Origin of the sequence: Streptomyces sp. RPA4-2 (assembly GCF_012273515.2) — a bacterium.
Classification (GTDB): domain Bacteria; phylum Actinomycetota; class Actinomycetes; order Streptomycetales; family Streptomycetaceae; genus Streptomyces; species Streptomyces kaempferi.
Window position 1 is genome coordinate 5,053,057 of the sequence record NZ_CP050975.2, and the last position, 15,260, is coordinate 5,068,316.

Here is a 15,260-nt window from a genome sequence, read left to right on the forward strand (position 1 = left end):
CGCGGCGACGTCGTTTACTTTAGCCCACCGGTGGCCGGAGACGAAATCCGGTTTTCGGGGCGTCGGCCGCCGTGGCGCAGTGGGTCGGGGCGGAGGTGGTCCAGGGCGACGACGAGGAGGGCGAGGGCGTAGAAGGCGACGCCGAGGATCGCGGTGTTTCCGAGGATGCCGACGTATCCGTGCCGGTCGACGTCCACGAAGGGGTAGAGGTAGCGCTCCGTGGTGCCCGGCGGCAGCATCGCGCCGCGGGTGAGGGAGAAGGCCAGGTAGACGAGGGGGTAGACGAGCCAGGTGGCCGCGTATCGCATCGCCAGGGGGGCCGGGCGGGTCAGCAGAAGCCAGTCGATCACCACGGCGACCGGTGTCACCGTGTACAGGATCAGGTTCGCGAGGGCCTGCCAGCCGTTGAGCGAGGCGGTCTCGCCCGTCATCGAGAAGCCGCCGGGACGGTTCGCCAGGTGAAGGTGGTAGACCAGGCCCGTGATCAGGATGTACAGAAGCGTGCCGCCCGTGAGGGCCGCGGGCAGTGGGCGGCGGGCCATCCATGCCCGCCGGGCCGAGGCGGCGAGGACCACCGCCACCAGCAGGTTGCTCTGGGTGGCGAAGTAGCTCAGCACGTGTGCCGGGCTGCCCAGGTACAGGTCGATGGCGATGCCCGCCGCTGCCGCCATGGCGACCAGGAGGCGGAAGACCGCCGCGAGCGGGCGGTGCACGGGGGACACCACCGCCGCCGACGGGACGTTGTACGGGGCCAGTGCTGCGATACCCGGGATCGGGGGGAGGTCGGGTATGTCCTTGGGGATCGGGGCGATCATGCGCCCACGTTAAGTGGGGTGGATGAATCGGGCCATTTGGGGCATCCGGTCGAGTTACGGGCCCGGTGTTGCCGCGCCGGCCTCGAGTGCCCCCAGAGATGGGCGGTGCGTCGTCAGTAGTGCGTGGTCAGGGGCTCATGGGGCATGACCCACGGCTCGTGATCCACGGCTCGTGAGCCATGATCAGAGGTCCGCCCCGATCAGGCCCGCTAGCGGCTCACCAGTGTCAGGAGCGACGCCTCGGGCGGGCACGCGAAACGTACCGGCGTGTAGCGGTTCGTGCCGCAGCCCGCCGAGACGTGCATGTACGACGTCCGTCCCTCCGCCGTGTGCGTGGACAGGCCCTTCACGCGGTCCGTGTCCAGGTCGCAGTTGGTGACGAAGGCGCCGTAGAAGGGGAGGCAGAGCTGGCCGCCGTGGGTGTGGCCGGCCAGGACCAGGGGGTAGCCGTCCGCCGTGAACGCGTCGAGCGTGCGCAGGTACGGAGCGTGGACCACGCCGAGGGAGAAGTCGGCCGACTCCGACGGGCCGCCGGCCACGCGTGCGTAGCGGTCCCGCTTGATGTGCGGGTCGTCGAGACCGGTCAGCTCGATCTCGGAGCCCTCTATCTTCAGGGTCCCCCGGGTGTTCGTCAGGTTGAGCCAGCCCGCCGTGTCGAAGCCGTCGCGCAGGTCCTCCCACGGGTTGTGGATGGCGTGAACGGCCGGCTTGTTGCCGTTCAGGCCGTGGCGGCCCTGGGTCTTCTCGAACAAGTACCGGGCCGGGTTGCGGAGTTTGGGGCCGTAGTAGTCGTTCGAGCCGAAGACGTACGCGCCGGGGAATTCCATCAAGGGGCCGAGGGCGTCCAGGACTTCGGGGACGCCCTCCGGGTCGGAGAGGTTGTCCCCGGTGTTGATGACGAAGTCGGGGCGCAGACCGGCCAGGGAGCGCAGCCAGCGCTGCTTCTTGCGCTGCCCGCTCACCATGTGGATGTCGGAGACCTGGAGGAGGCGCAGTGGTCGCATGCCGGGTGGCAGGACCGGGACCGTGACCCGCCGGAGGCGGAACGAGCGGGCCTCGAATCCTGCCGCGTACAACAGTCCGGCGGCGCCCACCGCCGTGATTCCCAGGGGTACTCCGTATCGTGCGCGCATACGTCCATCGTGTCAGACCCCGGCGGCTTCGCGTCCCCGCCTGTGGACAACCTCGGCACCGGCAACCGGAGGCCGACAGTCCGCCCGGCATCGGAGGGCCGCTCCGGAACGCCGTCCGAGACCGGCGCCGAAATCAGCGGGCGACCGCGCCACCACACCTGCGACAATCGTCGGCATGACCACGCTCAAGTCGAAGCTGCAGGAAGACCTCAACGCCGCCATCAAGGAGCGCGACGAGCTCCGCTCCGCCACGCTCCGGCTGACCCTCTCCGCGATCACCAAGGAAGAGGTCGCCGGCAAGACGAAGCGCGAGCTCTCCGACGACGAGGTACAGAAAGTGATCACCCGCGAGGCGAAGAAGCGCCGTGAGGCCGCGGACGCCTTCGCGCAGGGTGGCCGGCCCGAGTCGGCCGAGCGGGAGAAGGCGGAGGGCGAGATCCTCGCCACGTACCTGCCCAAGCAGCTCTCCGACGAGGAGCTCCAGCAGATCGTCGGGCAGGCCGTCGAGGAGGCCAGGGCGGCGGGCGCCGAGGGGCCGCGTGCCATGGGTCAGGTCATGAAGATCGTCAACCCCAAGGTCGCGGGCCTGGCCGAGGGCGGCCGGGTCGCCGCCGTGGTCAAGAAGCTGCTCGCCGGCTGAGGCCTCCGCGCCGAGGACGTCGAGAGGGACGTCGAGAGGGAAGCCGAGAGCGACGCCCAGAGACCCAGAGGGATGCCGAGAGGGACGCCACCGTGGTGGCGTCCCTCTTTCAGTGCGTCCTCTTCCGGGGATCCCTTCGCCCGGCCCCCGAGGGGACCGGCGGGGGATTACCCGTGGTGGCGTCCTCCGGTGCCGTTCTGCCCCTGGATGAAGCCCTGGGGGATCGAGAAGGAAGGCGTCGGCAACTTGCCGCCGTTCCCGTTGCTGCCGTTGTTCCCGTCGATGGTGTTGCCCTGGTGGTCGTCGTCGCCCCCGTCGCCATGGTCATCCCCGTCGTCGCCGTGGTCCCTGTCCTCCGGCTCCGGATCGGGGATGTCGATCATGTTGAAGGAGGGGGAGTCCTTGCCCACGAGGGCACCCGTCATGGCGTCCTTCCAGATCGGGCCCGGCACCTCGCCGCCGTAGACGAGGGAGTGGTAGACGCCGCCGATGTTGATGTTCGTCATCTTGACGTTCTGCTTGGGGCTGCCGACCCAGACCGCGCCCGCGAGGTTCGGGGTGTACCCGACGAACCAGGCGTTGCGGCGCTCGTCCGTCGTACCCGTCTTACCGGCGTTGGCCCGGTCGGACAGACCGGCCTGCTGACCCGTACCGGAGTCGATCACACCGCTCAGCAGCGTGTTGACGGTGTCCGCGGTCTTCTCGGACATGGCCCGCGTGCAGGTCGACTTCGGGACCTCCAGCGACTTCTGCTTGCCGTCCACCTGCTGGGTGATCGACTCGATGGCGATCGGCGTGCAGTACATGCCCCGGGAGGCGAAGGTGGCGTACGCGCTCGCCATGGTCAGCGGGGCGATGCCCTTGGAGCCGAGGGTGATGGCGGGGACCTCGGGCAGCTTGTCGCCGTTGCCCTGCACGACGTGCAGCTTGTCGGTCAGCTTCACCACCGGGCAGATGCCGATGTCCGAGATCATCTGCACGAAGTAGGTGTTGACCGACTTGGCCATCGCCGTCTTCAGCGGGTAGGGGCCGTCCTCCGATTCGCTCTCGTTCGAGAGGGTCTCGTTCTGCTGGTTGGTCCAGGGCTTGCCGCAGGTCTGCACGGGGCTGGGGTAGGACATCTTGTACGGCGCGGGGTACTCCTGCGTCGGCGGCAGGCCCTGCTCCAGCGCGGCCGCGGCCACGAACGGCTTGAAGGTCGAACCGGTCGGGAAGCCGAAGTTCGAACCGCCCATGTCACGGTCGACCGAGTAGTTGTACTCCGTCTCGTTCTTCCCGTAGCCGTACGGCCTCGACTGGCCCATACCGACGATCTTGCCGGTCCCCGGCTCGACCAGCGTGGCTGCCGTGGCGACCGAGTCCGACTTGTTGACGTGGGACTTGATCGAGTCCTGCACGGACTTCTGGGACTGCGGGTCGAGCGTCGTACGGATGGTCAGGCCGCCCTGGTTCCAGAGCTTGGCCCGCTCCTCCTTGGTCTTGCCGAAGACCGGGTCGGTGAGGAACACGTTCTCCACGTACCGGCAGAAGAAGCTCGCGCCCTTGACCGCCGTGATGCAGCCGTTCTTCGGCTCGCTGACCTTCAGGTCCAGCTTGGCGTTCTGGGCCGCGTCGGCCTCCTGCGGGGAGATGTCGTGCACCTCGGCCATGCGCTGCAGGACGGTGTTGCGGCGCTTGATGGCCTCGGCCTCGTCGTTGACCGGGTCGTACCGGCTGGGCGACTGGACGATGCCCGCGAGCAGAGCCGACTGCTGGAGGTTCAGGTCCTTGGCGGGCTTGGAGAAGTAGCGCTGGGCGGCGGCCTCGACGCCGTAGGCCTGCTCGCCGAAGAACGTGATGTTCAGGTAGTTCTCGAGGATCTTCTTCTTGCCGAGCTTCTCCTCGAGCTGGATCGCGTACTTGAGCTCGCGGATCTTGCGGCCGAGGGTCTGCTGGGTGGCCTGGGCGACCTTCGTCGGGTCGTCGCCGGCCTCTTCCACGAAGTAGTTCTTCACCAGCTGCTGGGTGAGCGTGGACGCGCCCTGGGCCACTCCGCCGTTCTGCGCGTTCTGGTTCACGGCGCGCAGGATGCCCTTCAGGTCGACCGCTCCGTGCTGGTAGAAGCGGGAGTCCTCGATCGCGACGATCGCCTTCTGCATGTACGGCGAGATGCTCTTGAGGTCGACCACCGTGCGGTCGCGCGAGTAGACCGTCGCGATCTGACCGCCCTGGTTGTCCAGGATCGTGGTGCGCTGACTCAGCGCGGGGCTCTTCAAGTTGTCGGGAATCTCGTCGAACCCCTGGACGGAACCCTTGGCCGCGAGGCCCAGCGCGCCCGCGGCGGGCAACGCGATTCCGGCCATGACTGCTCCGGCGAGCACGCTGACACCGAGGAACTTGGCGGCCTGCTGCGTGGGCGACAGACCACCGCCCGAGAGCTTCTTTGGCATGAGGGCAGCCTACGTTCTCATTCGCCGGACACGCGTATATGCCTTGGCCTAAGCTGCTCTCAACTGTCACAGCAGTGCGGCCACGTATCAATACGTCCGGCGACCCCGAATCGTTCCGGAGGTTCCCCAATTTTTTGGGGAGGTCGTGTCCGAATCAGCCTCATGCGTCACCAGGCGTCCGTTGTGACTCAACTGAACTGTCCCGCTTCGTCGGGATACTCACGTATGTCCCCAGGTCACTCCCCCGGGTGATCTGCCGCTTACGCATAGTCCGTTCGGGCCATTCAAGATTGGGCCCGAAGGGGGTGTTGCGCTGTGCCCACCTTCCGTAACGTCCTCAACTGGCGGCGGTGAATATGCCGCTGCCGCCGTGGGGGAGCCTCGATTCGGGAGAGGACGGCGCCGGTATGGGCTGGGTAACCGACTGGAGTGCGCAGGCGGCCTGCCGCACTACCGATCCAGATGAACTGTTCGTTCAAGGAGCAGCGCAGAACAGGGCGAAGGCAGTGTGCACCGGATGTCCGGTACGCACGGAGTGCCTCGCCGATGCGCTCGACAACCGCGTCGAATTCGGCGTGTGGGGTGGCATGACGGAGCGGGAGCGTCGCGCACTGCTGCGCAGGCGACCCACCGTCACCTCGTGGCGTCGCCTGCTGGAGACCGCGCGTACGGAGTACGAGCGCGGTGCGGGCCTGCTGCCCCTCGACGAGGAAGAGGTGTACGAGCGTTACGCGGCGGTGGGCTGAGGGGTTTCCCTCGGACCACGGCTCCCGGTCACTCGGGGCGCCCCTGCGTGGCGCCCAAGGCCCGTACGGCGTCCATGGGGTGCAGCTGACCCGTGAGCCGCACGGCACCTCATGGGCCGGCATGGATGGCACACGACATCAGGCGACATCAGGCGACATCAAAAGGTCACACGGGCCGCCGGGAGGCGGCCCCATGGACCCACCACAGCGGACCCGTAACGGGTGCGGACCCGTACGGGTGGTCGCGGCGCGGGCTCAGGCGCCGGACCCGGGCAGCTCCGGCCGATTGGCCGCGAGCCGTTCCCCGATGTTCCGCAACCCCGCGAGGTCGTGCACGTCGCCGGGCAGTGCGGCCACTTCGGCCACGGCCACCTCGGGGTGACGCGCGGCGAAGCGGTCACGGGTGCGCTGCTCGCGGGAGAGCAGCTGCATGCGCTCGGCATGCAGCCTCAGCAGATCTGCGGTGAACTGTTCGACGGTCCGGTCGGTGGCGGTCCGACCGGTGACGGTGCGGTCGGTGTCCGTGGCGGCGGGGGAGCCTTCGACGGAACCATCGGGAGCCTCGGGAGCCTCGGGATCTGATGACGCGGAAGCGGAGGATTCTGAACTGCCGTACGTCTCGGGAGAGTTACGAAGTCCAGCTTTCCCGCCCTCCTGATCCACAATGCGGGCCTCGTCAAGATTTTCTTCAGCCTCGGAGTCAAGATCTTCCGTGGTGTCGGGATCAAGGTCCTCGGCCGCCGCGGCGTCGAGGTTCTCCGCGGCCGCGAGTGCCCGTTCGGCGGACAGCTGGGCGGCGCCGCTGCCGTGCACCCGGTTGAGCACCAGGCCGGCGAACGGCATGTCCTCGGCGGCCAGCCGCTCGACGAAGTACGCGGCTTCCCGCAGCGCGTCCCGCTCCGGGGCCGCCACCACCAGGAACGCCGTGCCGGGCGCCTGGAGCAGCTTGTACGTGGCGTCCGCGCGCGTACGGAAGCCGCCGAACGTGGTGTCCATCGCCGCCACGAACGTCTGCATGTCCTTGAGGAGTTGTCCCCCCAGCAGCTTGCCCAGGGTGCCGGTCATCATCGACATCCCGACGTTCAGGAACTTCATCCCCGCGCGGCCGCCCAGCTTCGCCGGGGCGGTGAGGAGCCGGATGAGCCTGCCGTCCAGGAAGGAACCGAGCCGCTTCGGGGCGTCCAGGAAGTCCAGCGCGGAGCGGGACGGGGGTGTGTCGACGACGATCAGGTCCCACTCGTCCCGGGCCCGCAGCTGCCCGAGCTTCTCCATCGCCATGTACTCCTGCGTGCCCGCGAAGCCCGCGGAGAGCGACTGGTAGAAGGGGTTGCTCAGGATCGCGGCGGCCCGCTCGCCGTCCGCGTGCGCCTCGACGATCTCGTCGAAGGTGCGCTTCATGTCGAGCATCATGGCGTGCAGCTCGCCGCCCGCGGAGTCGTCGATGCCCTTCACCCGGCGGGGGATGTTGTCGAGCGAGTCGATGCCCATCGACTGGGCGAGCCGGCGTGCCGGGTCGATCGTGAGCACGACCACCTTGCGGCCCCGCTCGGCCGCGCGCAGCCCCAGAGCGGCCGCCGTGGTCGTCTTGCCGACGCCGCCCGACCCGCAGCACACCACGATCCGGGTCCCGGCGTCGTCGAGCAGCGGATCGACGTCCAGGACGCGGGCGGACCCGATTCCACGGACCGGATCTTGTTTCCGGCCCTGATCGTGGGTCCGGCCCTGATCGTGCGTCCGGGCCGGGTCGGGTGTGCGGGCGGAGTCGCCGGTACCGGAGGAGTCGCCGGTGTGGGCGGAGTCGTGGGCGCGGGCCGGGTCCGGACTCATGAGATCCCTTGCTGACGCAGTTCCTTGGCCAGTTGGTACAGGCCCGCCAGGTCCATTCCCTCGGCGAGCAACGGGAGCTCGTGCAGCGGCAGGCCCTGTTCCGTGAGGACGGCCCGCTGCTCGCGCTCCAGGGTGTGCCGCTCGGCATACTCCTCGGCCTGCTCCAGGAGGGGGCCGACGAGCCGCTCGGCGTTCCCGCCGCGGCGGGCGCCGCCGAGTCCGGCGGCGGAGAGCGACTTGGCGACGGCACTGCGCGCCACGGCGCCCGTGAGCTCCAGGTCGGCGTCGTCGAGGAGCGCGGGCCGCACCATGTTCATGATGATCCGCCCGACCGGCAGCTTCGCCGTCCGCAGCTCGGCGATACCGTCCGCGGTCTCCTGGACGGGCATCTCCTCGAGCAGCGTCACCAAGTGCACCTCCGTCTCAGGTGACTTGAGGACGCGCATCACGGCCTGTGCCTGATTGTGTATCGGGCCGATCTTGGCGAGCCCCGCGACCTCGTTGTTGACGTTCAGGAACCGCGTGATCCGCCCGGTGGGCGGCGCGTCCATGATGACGTAGTCGTAGGCGAACCGCCCGCTCTTGTCCTTCCTGCGCACGGCTTCGCACGCCTTCCCGGTGAGGAGGACGTCTCGGACGCCGGGCGCGATGGTGGTCGCGAAGTCGATGGCGCCGAGCTTCTTCAGGGCCCGTCCGGCGCTCCCCAGTTTGTAGAACATCTGGAGGTAGTCCAGAAGGGCCAGTTCGGGGTCTATGGCGAGGGCGTACACCTCCCCGCCCCCCGGAGCGACGGCGATCTTCCGCTCCTCGTAGGGCAGCGCTTCTGTCTCGAAGAGCTGCGCGATGCCCTGTCTGCCCTCGACCTCGACGAGGAGAGTGCGCTTGCCCTCTGTAGCGAGGGCGAGCGCGAGGGCCGCGGCTACCGTGGTCTTGCCGGTACCGCCCTTGCCGCTGACGACCTGGAGCCTGCTCACGTCTTCGAGCCTAACCAGTCCGCCGCCGGAGTACGCAGGAGGCTGTGGACAACGTGCGCGCGAGGCCCTCCGCGGCAACGGCTACAGTCGCCCACATGACCAAGTGGGAATACGCAACCGTGCCGCTGCTCGTCCATGCCACGAAGCAGATTCTGGACACCTGGGGCGAGGACGGCTGGGAGCTTGTCCAGGTCGTGCCCGGACCGAACAACCCCGAGCAACTGGTGGCCTACCTGAAGCGTGAGAGGTCGGCATGAGCGGCGCCGTCGAGTCGAAGCTCGCGGAGCTCGGGCTGACCCTGCCGGACGTCGTCCCGCCGCTGGCCGCGTACCAGCCGGCCGTGCGGTCTGGTGTGTACGTCTACACGTCCGGCCAGCTTCCGATGGTGGACGGGAAGCTTCCGGTGACCGGCAAGGTGGGCGCGGAGGTCACGGCCGAGGAGGCCAAGGACCTGGCCCGCATCTGCGCGCTGAACGCGCTGGCCGCGGTGAAGTCGGTCGCGGGCGACCTGGACCGTGTCGCGCGGGTCGTGAAGGTCGTCGGCTTCGTGGCCTCGGCCTCCGACTTCATCGGGCAGCCCGGTGTCGTGAACGGTGCCAGTGAACTGCTCGGCGCGGTTCTCGGCGACAAGGGTGTGCACGCTCGCAGTGCCGTCGGGGTGGCGGTGCTGCCGCTGGACGCGCCGGTGGAGGTCGAGATCCAGGTGGAGCTGACAGAGGCGTAGGCCCTCCGGGCGGACGGGGCGGGTTGTGCCCCGGGCCCAGGGTTCCTCGCCCCCGTCCTGTCCTGTCCCGTCCCTGGGGCTCCGCCCCGGACCCCGCCAAGGGGCTGCGCCCCCTGGACCCCCGCTTTGCCCGAAGGGCTCGTCCTCAAACGCCGGACGGGCTGATGGTGCCGGCCTGGGCTGCGGATTTTCAGCCCGTCCGGCGTTTGACGACAAGGCCCTTAAGGCCGACCGGGGGTCTGGGGGCGGAGCCCCCAGAACGGACGGGTCGGGTAGGGGCGGCGGGGGCGAGGAAACTCCCCGTCGGCCCGGTGCTGGCCCTTGATCGACTCGGGCCCCTCGAACATTCGCCCGGCTCGGGATAGCCTCCGGCCATGGCGAATGGGCAGTGGTATCCACCGGAATGGCCCGAACGGATCCGCGCGCTCGCGGAGGGCACGCTGACACCGGTGCCCCCCAGGCGGGCCGCCACCGTCATGCTGCTCAAGGACACCGACGCCACCCCCGTGGTGCACATGCTGCGCAGACGCACCACCATGGCCTTCGCCGGAGGCGCGTACGCGTATCCGGGCGGCGGCGTGGACCCCCGCGACGACGATCACCAGATCCGCTGGGCGGGCCCCACGCGCGCGTGGTGGGCCGACAGGCTCGGAGTCGACGAGACGTCCGCCCAGGCCGTCGTCTGCGCCGCGGTCCGCGAGACGTACGAGGAGGCCGGCGTCCTCCTGGCGGGCCCCACCCCTGACTCGGTGGTCGGCGACACCACCGGCGACGAGTGGGAGGCGGACCGCACGGCCCTGGTCGCCCGCGACCTCTCCTTCGCCGAGTTCCTCGACCGCAGGGGCCTGGTCCTCAGATCCGACCTCCTGGGCGTCTGGACGCGCTGGATCACCCCGGAGTTCGAGACCCGCCGCTACGACACCTGGTTCTTCGTGGCCGCCCTCCCGGACGGGCAGCGCACCCGCAACGCCTCCACGGAGGCCGACCGCACCGTGTGGATCCGCCCCGCGGACGCCGCGGACGGATACGACAAGGGCGAACTCCTGATGATGCCGCCCACCGTCGCGACCCTGCGCCAGCTCATCCCGTACGACAGCGCGGCCGACGTGCTCGCCGCCGCGCCCGCCCGCGATCTGACGCCCGTCCTGGCCAGGGCCCGCCTGGAGAACGGCGAAGTGGTCCTCGCCTGGCCCGGGCACGACGAGTTCACCAAGCACGTCCCCACCGGGGGAGCCACGGCATGACCGACGCCGCCGCCCTCCCCGGCCAGCCGCGAGGCGGGACCCTCTCCGGCCCCGCCACCCCGCGCGCCGTGAACGTGCTGGCCCCCAACGCGTCCGCGATGACCCTGGACGGCACCAACACCTGGATCGTCTCGGAGCCGGACTCCGAGCTCGCGGTGGTGATCGACCCCGGACCGCTGGACGACGTACACCTGCGCGCCGTCGTCGACACGGCCGAGAAGTCCGGGAAGCGGATCGCGCTGACCCTGCTGACGCACGGGCACCCCGATCACGCCGAGGGAGCCGCGTCGTTCGCCGAGCTGACGGGGACGAAGGTGCGGGCGCTGGACCCGGCGCTGCGGCTCGGGGACGAGGGACTGGCGCACGGCGACGTCGTCACCGTGGGCGGTCTCGAACTGCGCGTGGTCCCGACCCCCGGACACACCGCCGACTCGCTGTGCTTCCATCTCCCGGCCGATCGGGCCGTCCTGACGGGTGACACCATCCTGGGCCGCGGTACGACCGTCGTGGCCCACCCTGACGGCCGCCTCGGCGACTATCTCGACTCGCTGCGGCGGCTGCGCTCGCTCGCGGTCGACGACGGCGTGCATACGGTCCTGCCCGGTCACGGGCCCGTGCTCGAGGACGCCCAGGGCGCCGTCGAGTTCTACCTCGCCCATCGAGCCCATCGCCTCGCCCAGGTCGAGACGGCGGTCGAGAACGGTTACGGGTCGCCGCACCAGATCGTCGCGCATGTCTACGCGGACGTGGACCGTTCGCTGTGGCCCGCCGCCGAACTCTCCGTCCGGGCGCAGCTGGACTACCTGCGGGAGCACGGCCTGATCTAGGGCCGTCCTGATCCAGGGCCCGTCGGCCGGCCACCATCCTTCGGGGCCGGCCGCCCACGGCCCGGTTCTCCTCAGTCCGGCCGGGGGGCTTTGACGCCGTGCACGCGCGCGTACTCCTCGGCCAGCCAGGGTCCGAGATCGTCGACGTACGAGCGCAGTACGGCGATGTCGCCCGTCGGCTCGTGGCCGAGGACGGCCGCCTCCCGCAGTACGGCGGCCCGCCGCGGGTAGTACACGCCGAACGCCTCGGCCATCTCCCCCAGGTCGCTGGTCCAGCCGTTCCAGCGCGGCATGACGAGGGTGAAGCCGGTGCGTACGAGATGGCGCGACATGAAGCGCACGAGCCGCCGTCTGGCCGCCTCGGTGCCGGCACCCGCGATCCGCTCGCGCCAGCGTGGCAGGAGCAGGGCGAGGTCGCCGTTGGTCTCGCGGGCCAGGAGGGAGTCGGGGCGGTAGCGCGGCAGGTGAGCGGCTTGGTCCTCGCCCAGGAGGGGCGTACAGAGGCAGGCGACGAACCAGCCCAGGTCGTACCTCTCCAGATCGCTCAGCAGGCGCGTACGGCTCACCAGCAGCGTCCCGACGCCGTCGATCTGCGGGAACTCCTTGTCGAGCGCTTCCGTGAGCGCCCTGGCGTCCGTCCGGTCCGCCTCGGTGGGCTCCTCGCGCAGGACGAGGAACAGGTCGAGGTCGGAGCGGCCCACGCGCGCGGTGCCGCGCGGAATCGACCCGTAGAGGTACGCACTCGTCATCCGCGTCCCGTAGACGTCCGGCAGTCGGCCCCGGACCGCGGCCACCACGGGCCGGAACGCCTCCTGGACGAGTCCCAGGGAGCCCTCGCGCGCGATGCGGCCGCGGTCGTCCAGTCCTCTGCCGTTCACGGGCCCACCGTGCGGCGGCTGTCGTCCGTGGGGCGACACGCAGGGGGCCCTGCCGTTCGGCATGGCCCCCTGTGCTCAGTCATGCGCGAACCGCTGAGGCGGTCAGCGGGAACGCTTCGCGAGGCGCTCCACGTCCAGCAGGATCACCGCGCGGGCCTCCAGGCGCAGCCAGCCGCGGCCCGCGAAGTCGGCGAGCGCCTTGTTGACCGTCTCGCGGGACGCGCCGACCAGTTGGGCCAGCTCCTCCTGCGTCAGGTCGTGCACGACGTGGATGCCTTCCTCCGACTGCACGCCGAAGCGGCGGGAGAGGTCCAGGAGCGCGCGGGCCACCCGGCCGGGCACGTCCGAGAAGACCAGGTCGGACATCTGGTCGTTGGTCTTGCGCAGGCGCCGGGCGACGGCGCGCAGCAGGGCGGCGGCCACCTCGGGCCGCGCGTTCAGCCAGGGCTGGAGGTCGCCGTGGCCGAGGCCCAGCAGCTTGACCTCCGTCAGCGCGCTGGCGGTCGCCGTGCGCGGGCCCGGGTCGAACAGCGAGAGCTCGCCGATCAGCTCACCGGGGCCGAGGACGGCCAGCATGTTCTCCCGGCCGTCGGGGGAGGTGCGATGGAGCTTCACCTTGCCCTCGGTGACCACGTAGAGGCGGTCTCCGGGGTCGCCCTCGTGGAAGAGAGCGTCGCCGCGTGCGAGCGTCACCTCACTCATGGAGGCGCGGAGCTCCGCGGCCTGCTCATCATCGAGCGCCGCGAAGAGCGGGGCGCGCCGCAGAACGTCGTCCACGAGTTCTCTCCTTGTCGACCTGCTCAGGGGATCTTGCTCCCCCGTGGTACCAGGGGAGCGTGTTCCCCATCTTGCTGGACGGTCCAAACAGTGTGATCAGTCACAAGTCTGCCGTACGGGCGTCGCGGGCAGTGCGGCAGGGGGCCAATTGGAGGCTGATCTTCTGGGTCCGGGGCGGATGTCGGTGCTGGGCTCTACCCTGGCCGGGTGTCCAAATCGCCGGTGAGAGCACAGGCCAAGGGGGCTGGGCGGGTGGTTGTACGTCGCGATTCCGCTGTGGGCGAACAGGGCCCCGATGGAAGCACGAAAACGACAAAGGCGACAGAATCGGTGCCGGTGAAACCGACGGCGAAGAAGGCGGCCAAAAAGGCGACAGCCACGACGAAGAAGGCGACGGCAACGGCCAAGAAGGTGACGGCGACGACCAAGAAGGCCACGTCCTCGAAGGCCGCGGCGAAGAAGACCGCGGCGAAGGAGACGGCTGTCGTGAAGAAGGCGGCTGCCGCGAAGTCCGTGGCCAAGAAGACGGCTGCCGTGAAGTCCGTCGCCAAGAAGGCGGCTCCCGCCAAGTCCGTGGCCAAGAAGACGGCTGCCGCCAGAGCCGTCGCCAAGAAGCCTCTCGTCGCCGAGCCGTCCACCGCCCTCGTCCGCCGAGCCCGCCGTATCAACCGCGAACTCGCCGAGGTGTACCCGTACGCCCACCCGGAACTGGATTTCGAGAACCCCTTCCAACTGGTCGTCGCCACGGTCCTGTCGGCGCAGACGACCGACCTGCGGGTGAACCAGACGACCCCGGCGCTCTTCGCCAAGTACCCCACCCCCGAGGACCTCGCCGCCGCGAACCCCGAGGAGGTCGAGGAGATCCTGCGGCCGACGGGCTTCTTCCGTGCCAAGACCAAATCGGTGATAGGGCTCTCCAGGGCGTTGGCGGAGGAGTTCGGTGGCCAGGTCCCCGGCCGTCTCGAAGACCTCGTCAAACTCCCCGGTGTGGGTCGCAAAACGGCCTTCGTGGTGCTCGGGAACGCCTTCGGACGCCCCGGCATCACCGTGGACACCCATTTCCAGCGGCTCGTACGCCGCTGGCAGTGGACCGCCGAGACGGAGCCCGACAAGATCGAGGCCGCGGTCGGCGCGCTCTTCCCGAAGAGCGAGTGGACGATGCTCTCCCACCACGTGATCTTCCACGGCCGGCGTATCTGTCACGCCCGCAAGCCGGCGTGCGGAGCGTGCCCCATCGCCCCGCTCTGCCCGGCGTACGGGGAGGGCGAGACGGACCCGGAGAAGGCGCGCAAGCTCCTGAAGTACGAGAAGGGCGGCTATCCCGGTCAGCGCCTCAACCCGCCGCAGGCCTACCTCGACGCGGGCGGCATCCCGGCACCCCCGCTGGGCGCCGGATGACGGCGCGCACGACACCGGCCGGTGTGGGGAGAACGGAACGGGGGTGGCTATGACGCACGCGAGCGATACGCACAGCAGGCACATGGAGACGCACGACATCGACAGGTACGACGAGCCCGGCACCGACGGAACGCACGGCGAGCCCGGCGCACACGCGACGCCCGGCGCCCCCGCGCTGGTGACCAAGGACGGCCTGCCCACCTGGCTCGACCCGGTGGTGCACGCCGTCGAGACCGTGGAGCCGCTCCAACTGAGCCGCTTCCTGCCGCCGGCCGACGGCGCGGGACGGCAGTCCGCCGTCCTCGTCCTCTTCGGCGAGGGTGCCCGCGGCCCCGAACTGCTCCTGATGGAGCGCGCCAGCTCGCTGCGCTCGCACGCCGGACAACCCTCCTTCCCCGGCGGCGCCCTGGACCCCGAGGACGGAGACCCGAAGGCCGACGGGCCGCTGCGGGCCGCGCTGCGCGAGGCCGAGGAGGAGACCGGGCTCGACCCCGGCGGTGTCCAGCTCTTCGGCGTCCTGCCCAAGCTGTACATCCCGGTGAGCGGCTTCGTGGTCACGCCCGTCCTGGGCTGGTGGCGCGAGCCGACCCCGGTCGGCGTGGTCGATCCGGCCGAGACGGCCCGGGTCTTCACGGTCCCCGTGGCGGATCTCACGGACCCCGCGCACCGCGCCACGACCGTGCACCCCAGCGGCCACCGAGGTCCGGCATTCCTGGTCGAATCGGCCCTGGTGTGGGGGTTCACCGCGGGCATCATCGACCGTCTGCTGCACTTCGCGGGCTGGGAGCTGCCCTGGGACCGCGAGAAGCAGGTCCCGCTCGACTGGCGCGCGTGACAGGGTGTCGTTC

At 70.0% G+C, this 15,260-nt stretch carries 15 protein-coding genes; 8 read left to right on the forward strand and 7 right to left on the reverse strand.

The features are described 5' to 3' along the window. Positions 1 to 14 precede the first annotated feature (14 nt). Together HEP85_RS22100 and HEP85_RS22105 are read right to left on the reverse strand one after the other, a co-directional pair. Positions 15 to 815, reverse strand: a complete 801-nt coding sequence (locus tag HEP85_RS22100; protein ID WP_168529262.1) for a Pr6Pr family membrane protein — start codon at positions 813 to 815, stop codon at positions 15 to 17. 209 nt (positions 816 to 1,024) lie between these two features. Then, the gene (locus HEP85_RS22105; protein WP_168529263.1) at positions 1,025 to 1,948 is read right to left on the reverse strand and encodes a metallophosphoesterase; all 924 of its coding nucleotides are present in this window, start codon (positions 1,946 to 1,948) and stop codon (positions 1,025 to 1,027) included. Positions 1,949 to 2,123: 175 nt separating this feature from the next. On the opposite strand from HEP85_RS22105, the gene HEP85_RS22110 reads away from it, so the two are divergent. Continuing rightward, positions 2,124 to 2,588, forward strand: a complete 465-nt coding sequence (locus HEP85_RS22110) for a GatB/YqeY domain-containing protein (protein WP_168529264.1) — start codon at positions 2,124 to 2,126, stop codon at positions 2,586 to 2,588. Positions 2,589 to 2,755: 167 nt separating this feature from the next. Here the strand turns inward: HEP85_RS22110 and HEP85_RS22115 are convergent, their stop codons facing one another. Further along, complete coding sequence (locus HEP85_RS22115) at positions 2,756 to 5,017, reverse strand: transglycosylase domain-containing protein (protein ID WP_168529265.1); 2,262 nt, start codon at positions 5,015 to 5,017, stop codon at positions 2,756 to 2,758. Positions 5,018 to 5,424: 407 nt separating this feature from the next. Between HEP85_RS22115 and wblA the strand changes: the two genes are divergently transcribed. After that, positions 5,425 to 5,763, forward strand: a complete 339-nt coding sequence (wblA, locus tag HEP85_RS22120; protein WP_028799159.1) for a transcriptional regulator WblA — start codon at positions 5,425 to 5,427, stop codon at positions 5,761 to 5,763. Positions 5,764 to 6,018: 255 nt separating this feature from the next. Here wblA and HEP85_RS22125 read toward each other — a convergent pair whose 3' ends face one another. Together HEP85_RS22125 and HEP85_RS22130 are read right to left on the reverse strand one after the other, a co-directional pair. Then, positions 6,019 to 7,590: an ArsA family ATPase gene (locus tag HEP85_RS22125; RefSeq protein WP_168529266.1), complete on the reverse strand. Its 1,572-nt coding sequence runs from the start codon at positions 7,588 to 7,590 to the stop codon at positions 6,019 to 6,021. Next, complete coding sequence (locus HEP85_RS22130; protein WP_168529267.1) at positions 7,587 to 8,564, reverse strand: ArsA-related P-loop ATPase; 978 nt, start codon at positions 8,562 to 8,564, stop codon at positions 7,587 to 7,589. Before HEP85_RS22130 ends, HEP85_RS22125 begins: the two co-directional genes overlap by 4 nt. A gap of 95 nt (positions 8,565 to 8,659) precedes the next feature. Here HEP85_RS22130 and HEP85_RS22135 point away from each other — a divergent pair, with 95 nt between their 5' ends. The 4 genes from HEP85_RS22135 to HEP85_RS22150 all read left to right on the forward strand — a co-directional run bounded on the left by HEP85_RS22135 (position 8,660) and on the right by HEP85_RS22150 (position 11,359). Then, positions 8,660 to 8,821 carry a DUF4177 domain-containing protein gene (locus HEP85_RS22135; RefSeq protein ID WP_143608830.1) on the forward strand — a complete coding sequence of 54 codons (162 nt, stop codon included), beginning with the start codon at positions 8,660 to 8,662 and terminating at the stop codon, positions 8,819 to 8,821. After that, a complete protein-coding gene (locus HEP85_RS22140) occupies positions 8,818 to 9,288 on the forward strand; it encodes a RidA family protein (protein WP_168529268.1) in 471 nt (156 codons plus the stop codon). The genes HEP85_RS22135 and HEP85_RS22140 overlap by 4 nt, the downstream gene beginning before the upstream one ends. Before the next feature lie 374 nt (positions 9,289 to 9,662). Continuing rightward, entirely contained in the window at positions 9,663 to 10,532 is an 870-nt protein-coding gene (locus HEP85_RS22145) for an NUDIX domain-containing protein (protein WP_168529269.1), read from the forward strand. Next, positions 10,529 to 11,359, forward strand: a complete 831-nt coding sequence (locus HEP85_RS22150) for an MBL fold metallo-hydrolase (RefSeq protein ID WP_168529270.1) — start codon at positions 10,529 to 10,531, stop codon at positions 11,357 to 11,359. The genes HEP85_RS22145 and HEP85_RS22150 overlap by 4 nt, the downstream gene beginning before the upstream one ends. Positions 11,360 to 11,430: 71 nt before the next feature. Here the strand turns inward: HEP85_RS22150 and HEP85_RS22155 are convergent, their stop codons facing one another. Both HEP85_RS22155 and HEP85_RS22160 read right to left on the reverse strand, forming a co-directional pair. Beyond that, positions 11,431 to 12,237 carry a nucleotidyltransferase domain-containing protein gene (locus HEP85_RS22155; RefSeq protein ID WP_248002035.1) on the reverse strand — a complete coding sequence of 269 codons (807 nt, stop codon included), beginning with the start codon at positions 12,235 to 12,237 and terminating at the stop codon, positions 11,431 to 11,433. Between the two features lie 102 nt (positions 12,238 to 12,339). Further along, positions 12,340 to 13,014, reverse strand: a complete 675-nt coding sequence (locus tag HEP85_RS22160; RefSeq protein WP_016642758.1) for a Crp/Fnr family transcriptional regulator — start codon at positions 13,012 to 13,014, stop codon at positions 12,340 to 12,342. A gap of 336 nt (positions 13,015 to 13,350) precedes the next feature. On the opposite strand from HEP85_RS22160, the gene nth reads away from it, so the two are divergent. Both nth and HEP85_RS22170 read left to right on the forward strand, forming a co-directional pair. Continuing rightward, complete coding sequence (gene nth, locus HEP85_RS22165; RefSeq protein ID WP_168529272.1) at positions 13,351 to 14,412, forward strand: endonuclease III; 1,062 nt, start codon at positions 13,351 to 13,353, stop codon at positions 14,410 to 14,412. 82 nt (positions 14,413 to 14,494) lie between these two features. Next, positions 14,495 to 15,247 (forward strand): CoA pyrophosphatase, encoded by a 753-nt coding sequence (locus HEP85_RS22170; RefSeq protein ID WP_248002036.1) that lies wholly within the window; start codon positions 14,495 to 14,497, stop codon positions 15,245 to 15,247. Positions 15,248 to 15,260 lie beyond the last annotated feature (13 nt).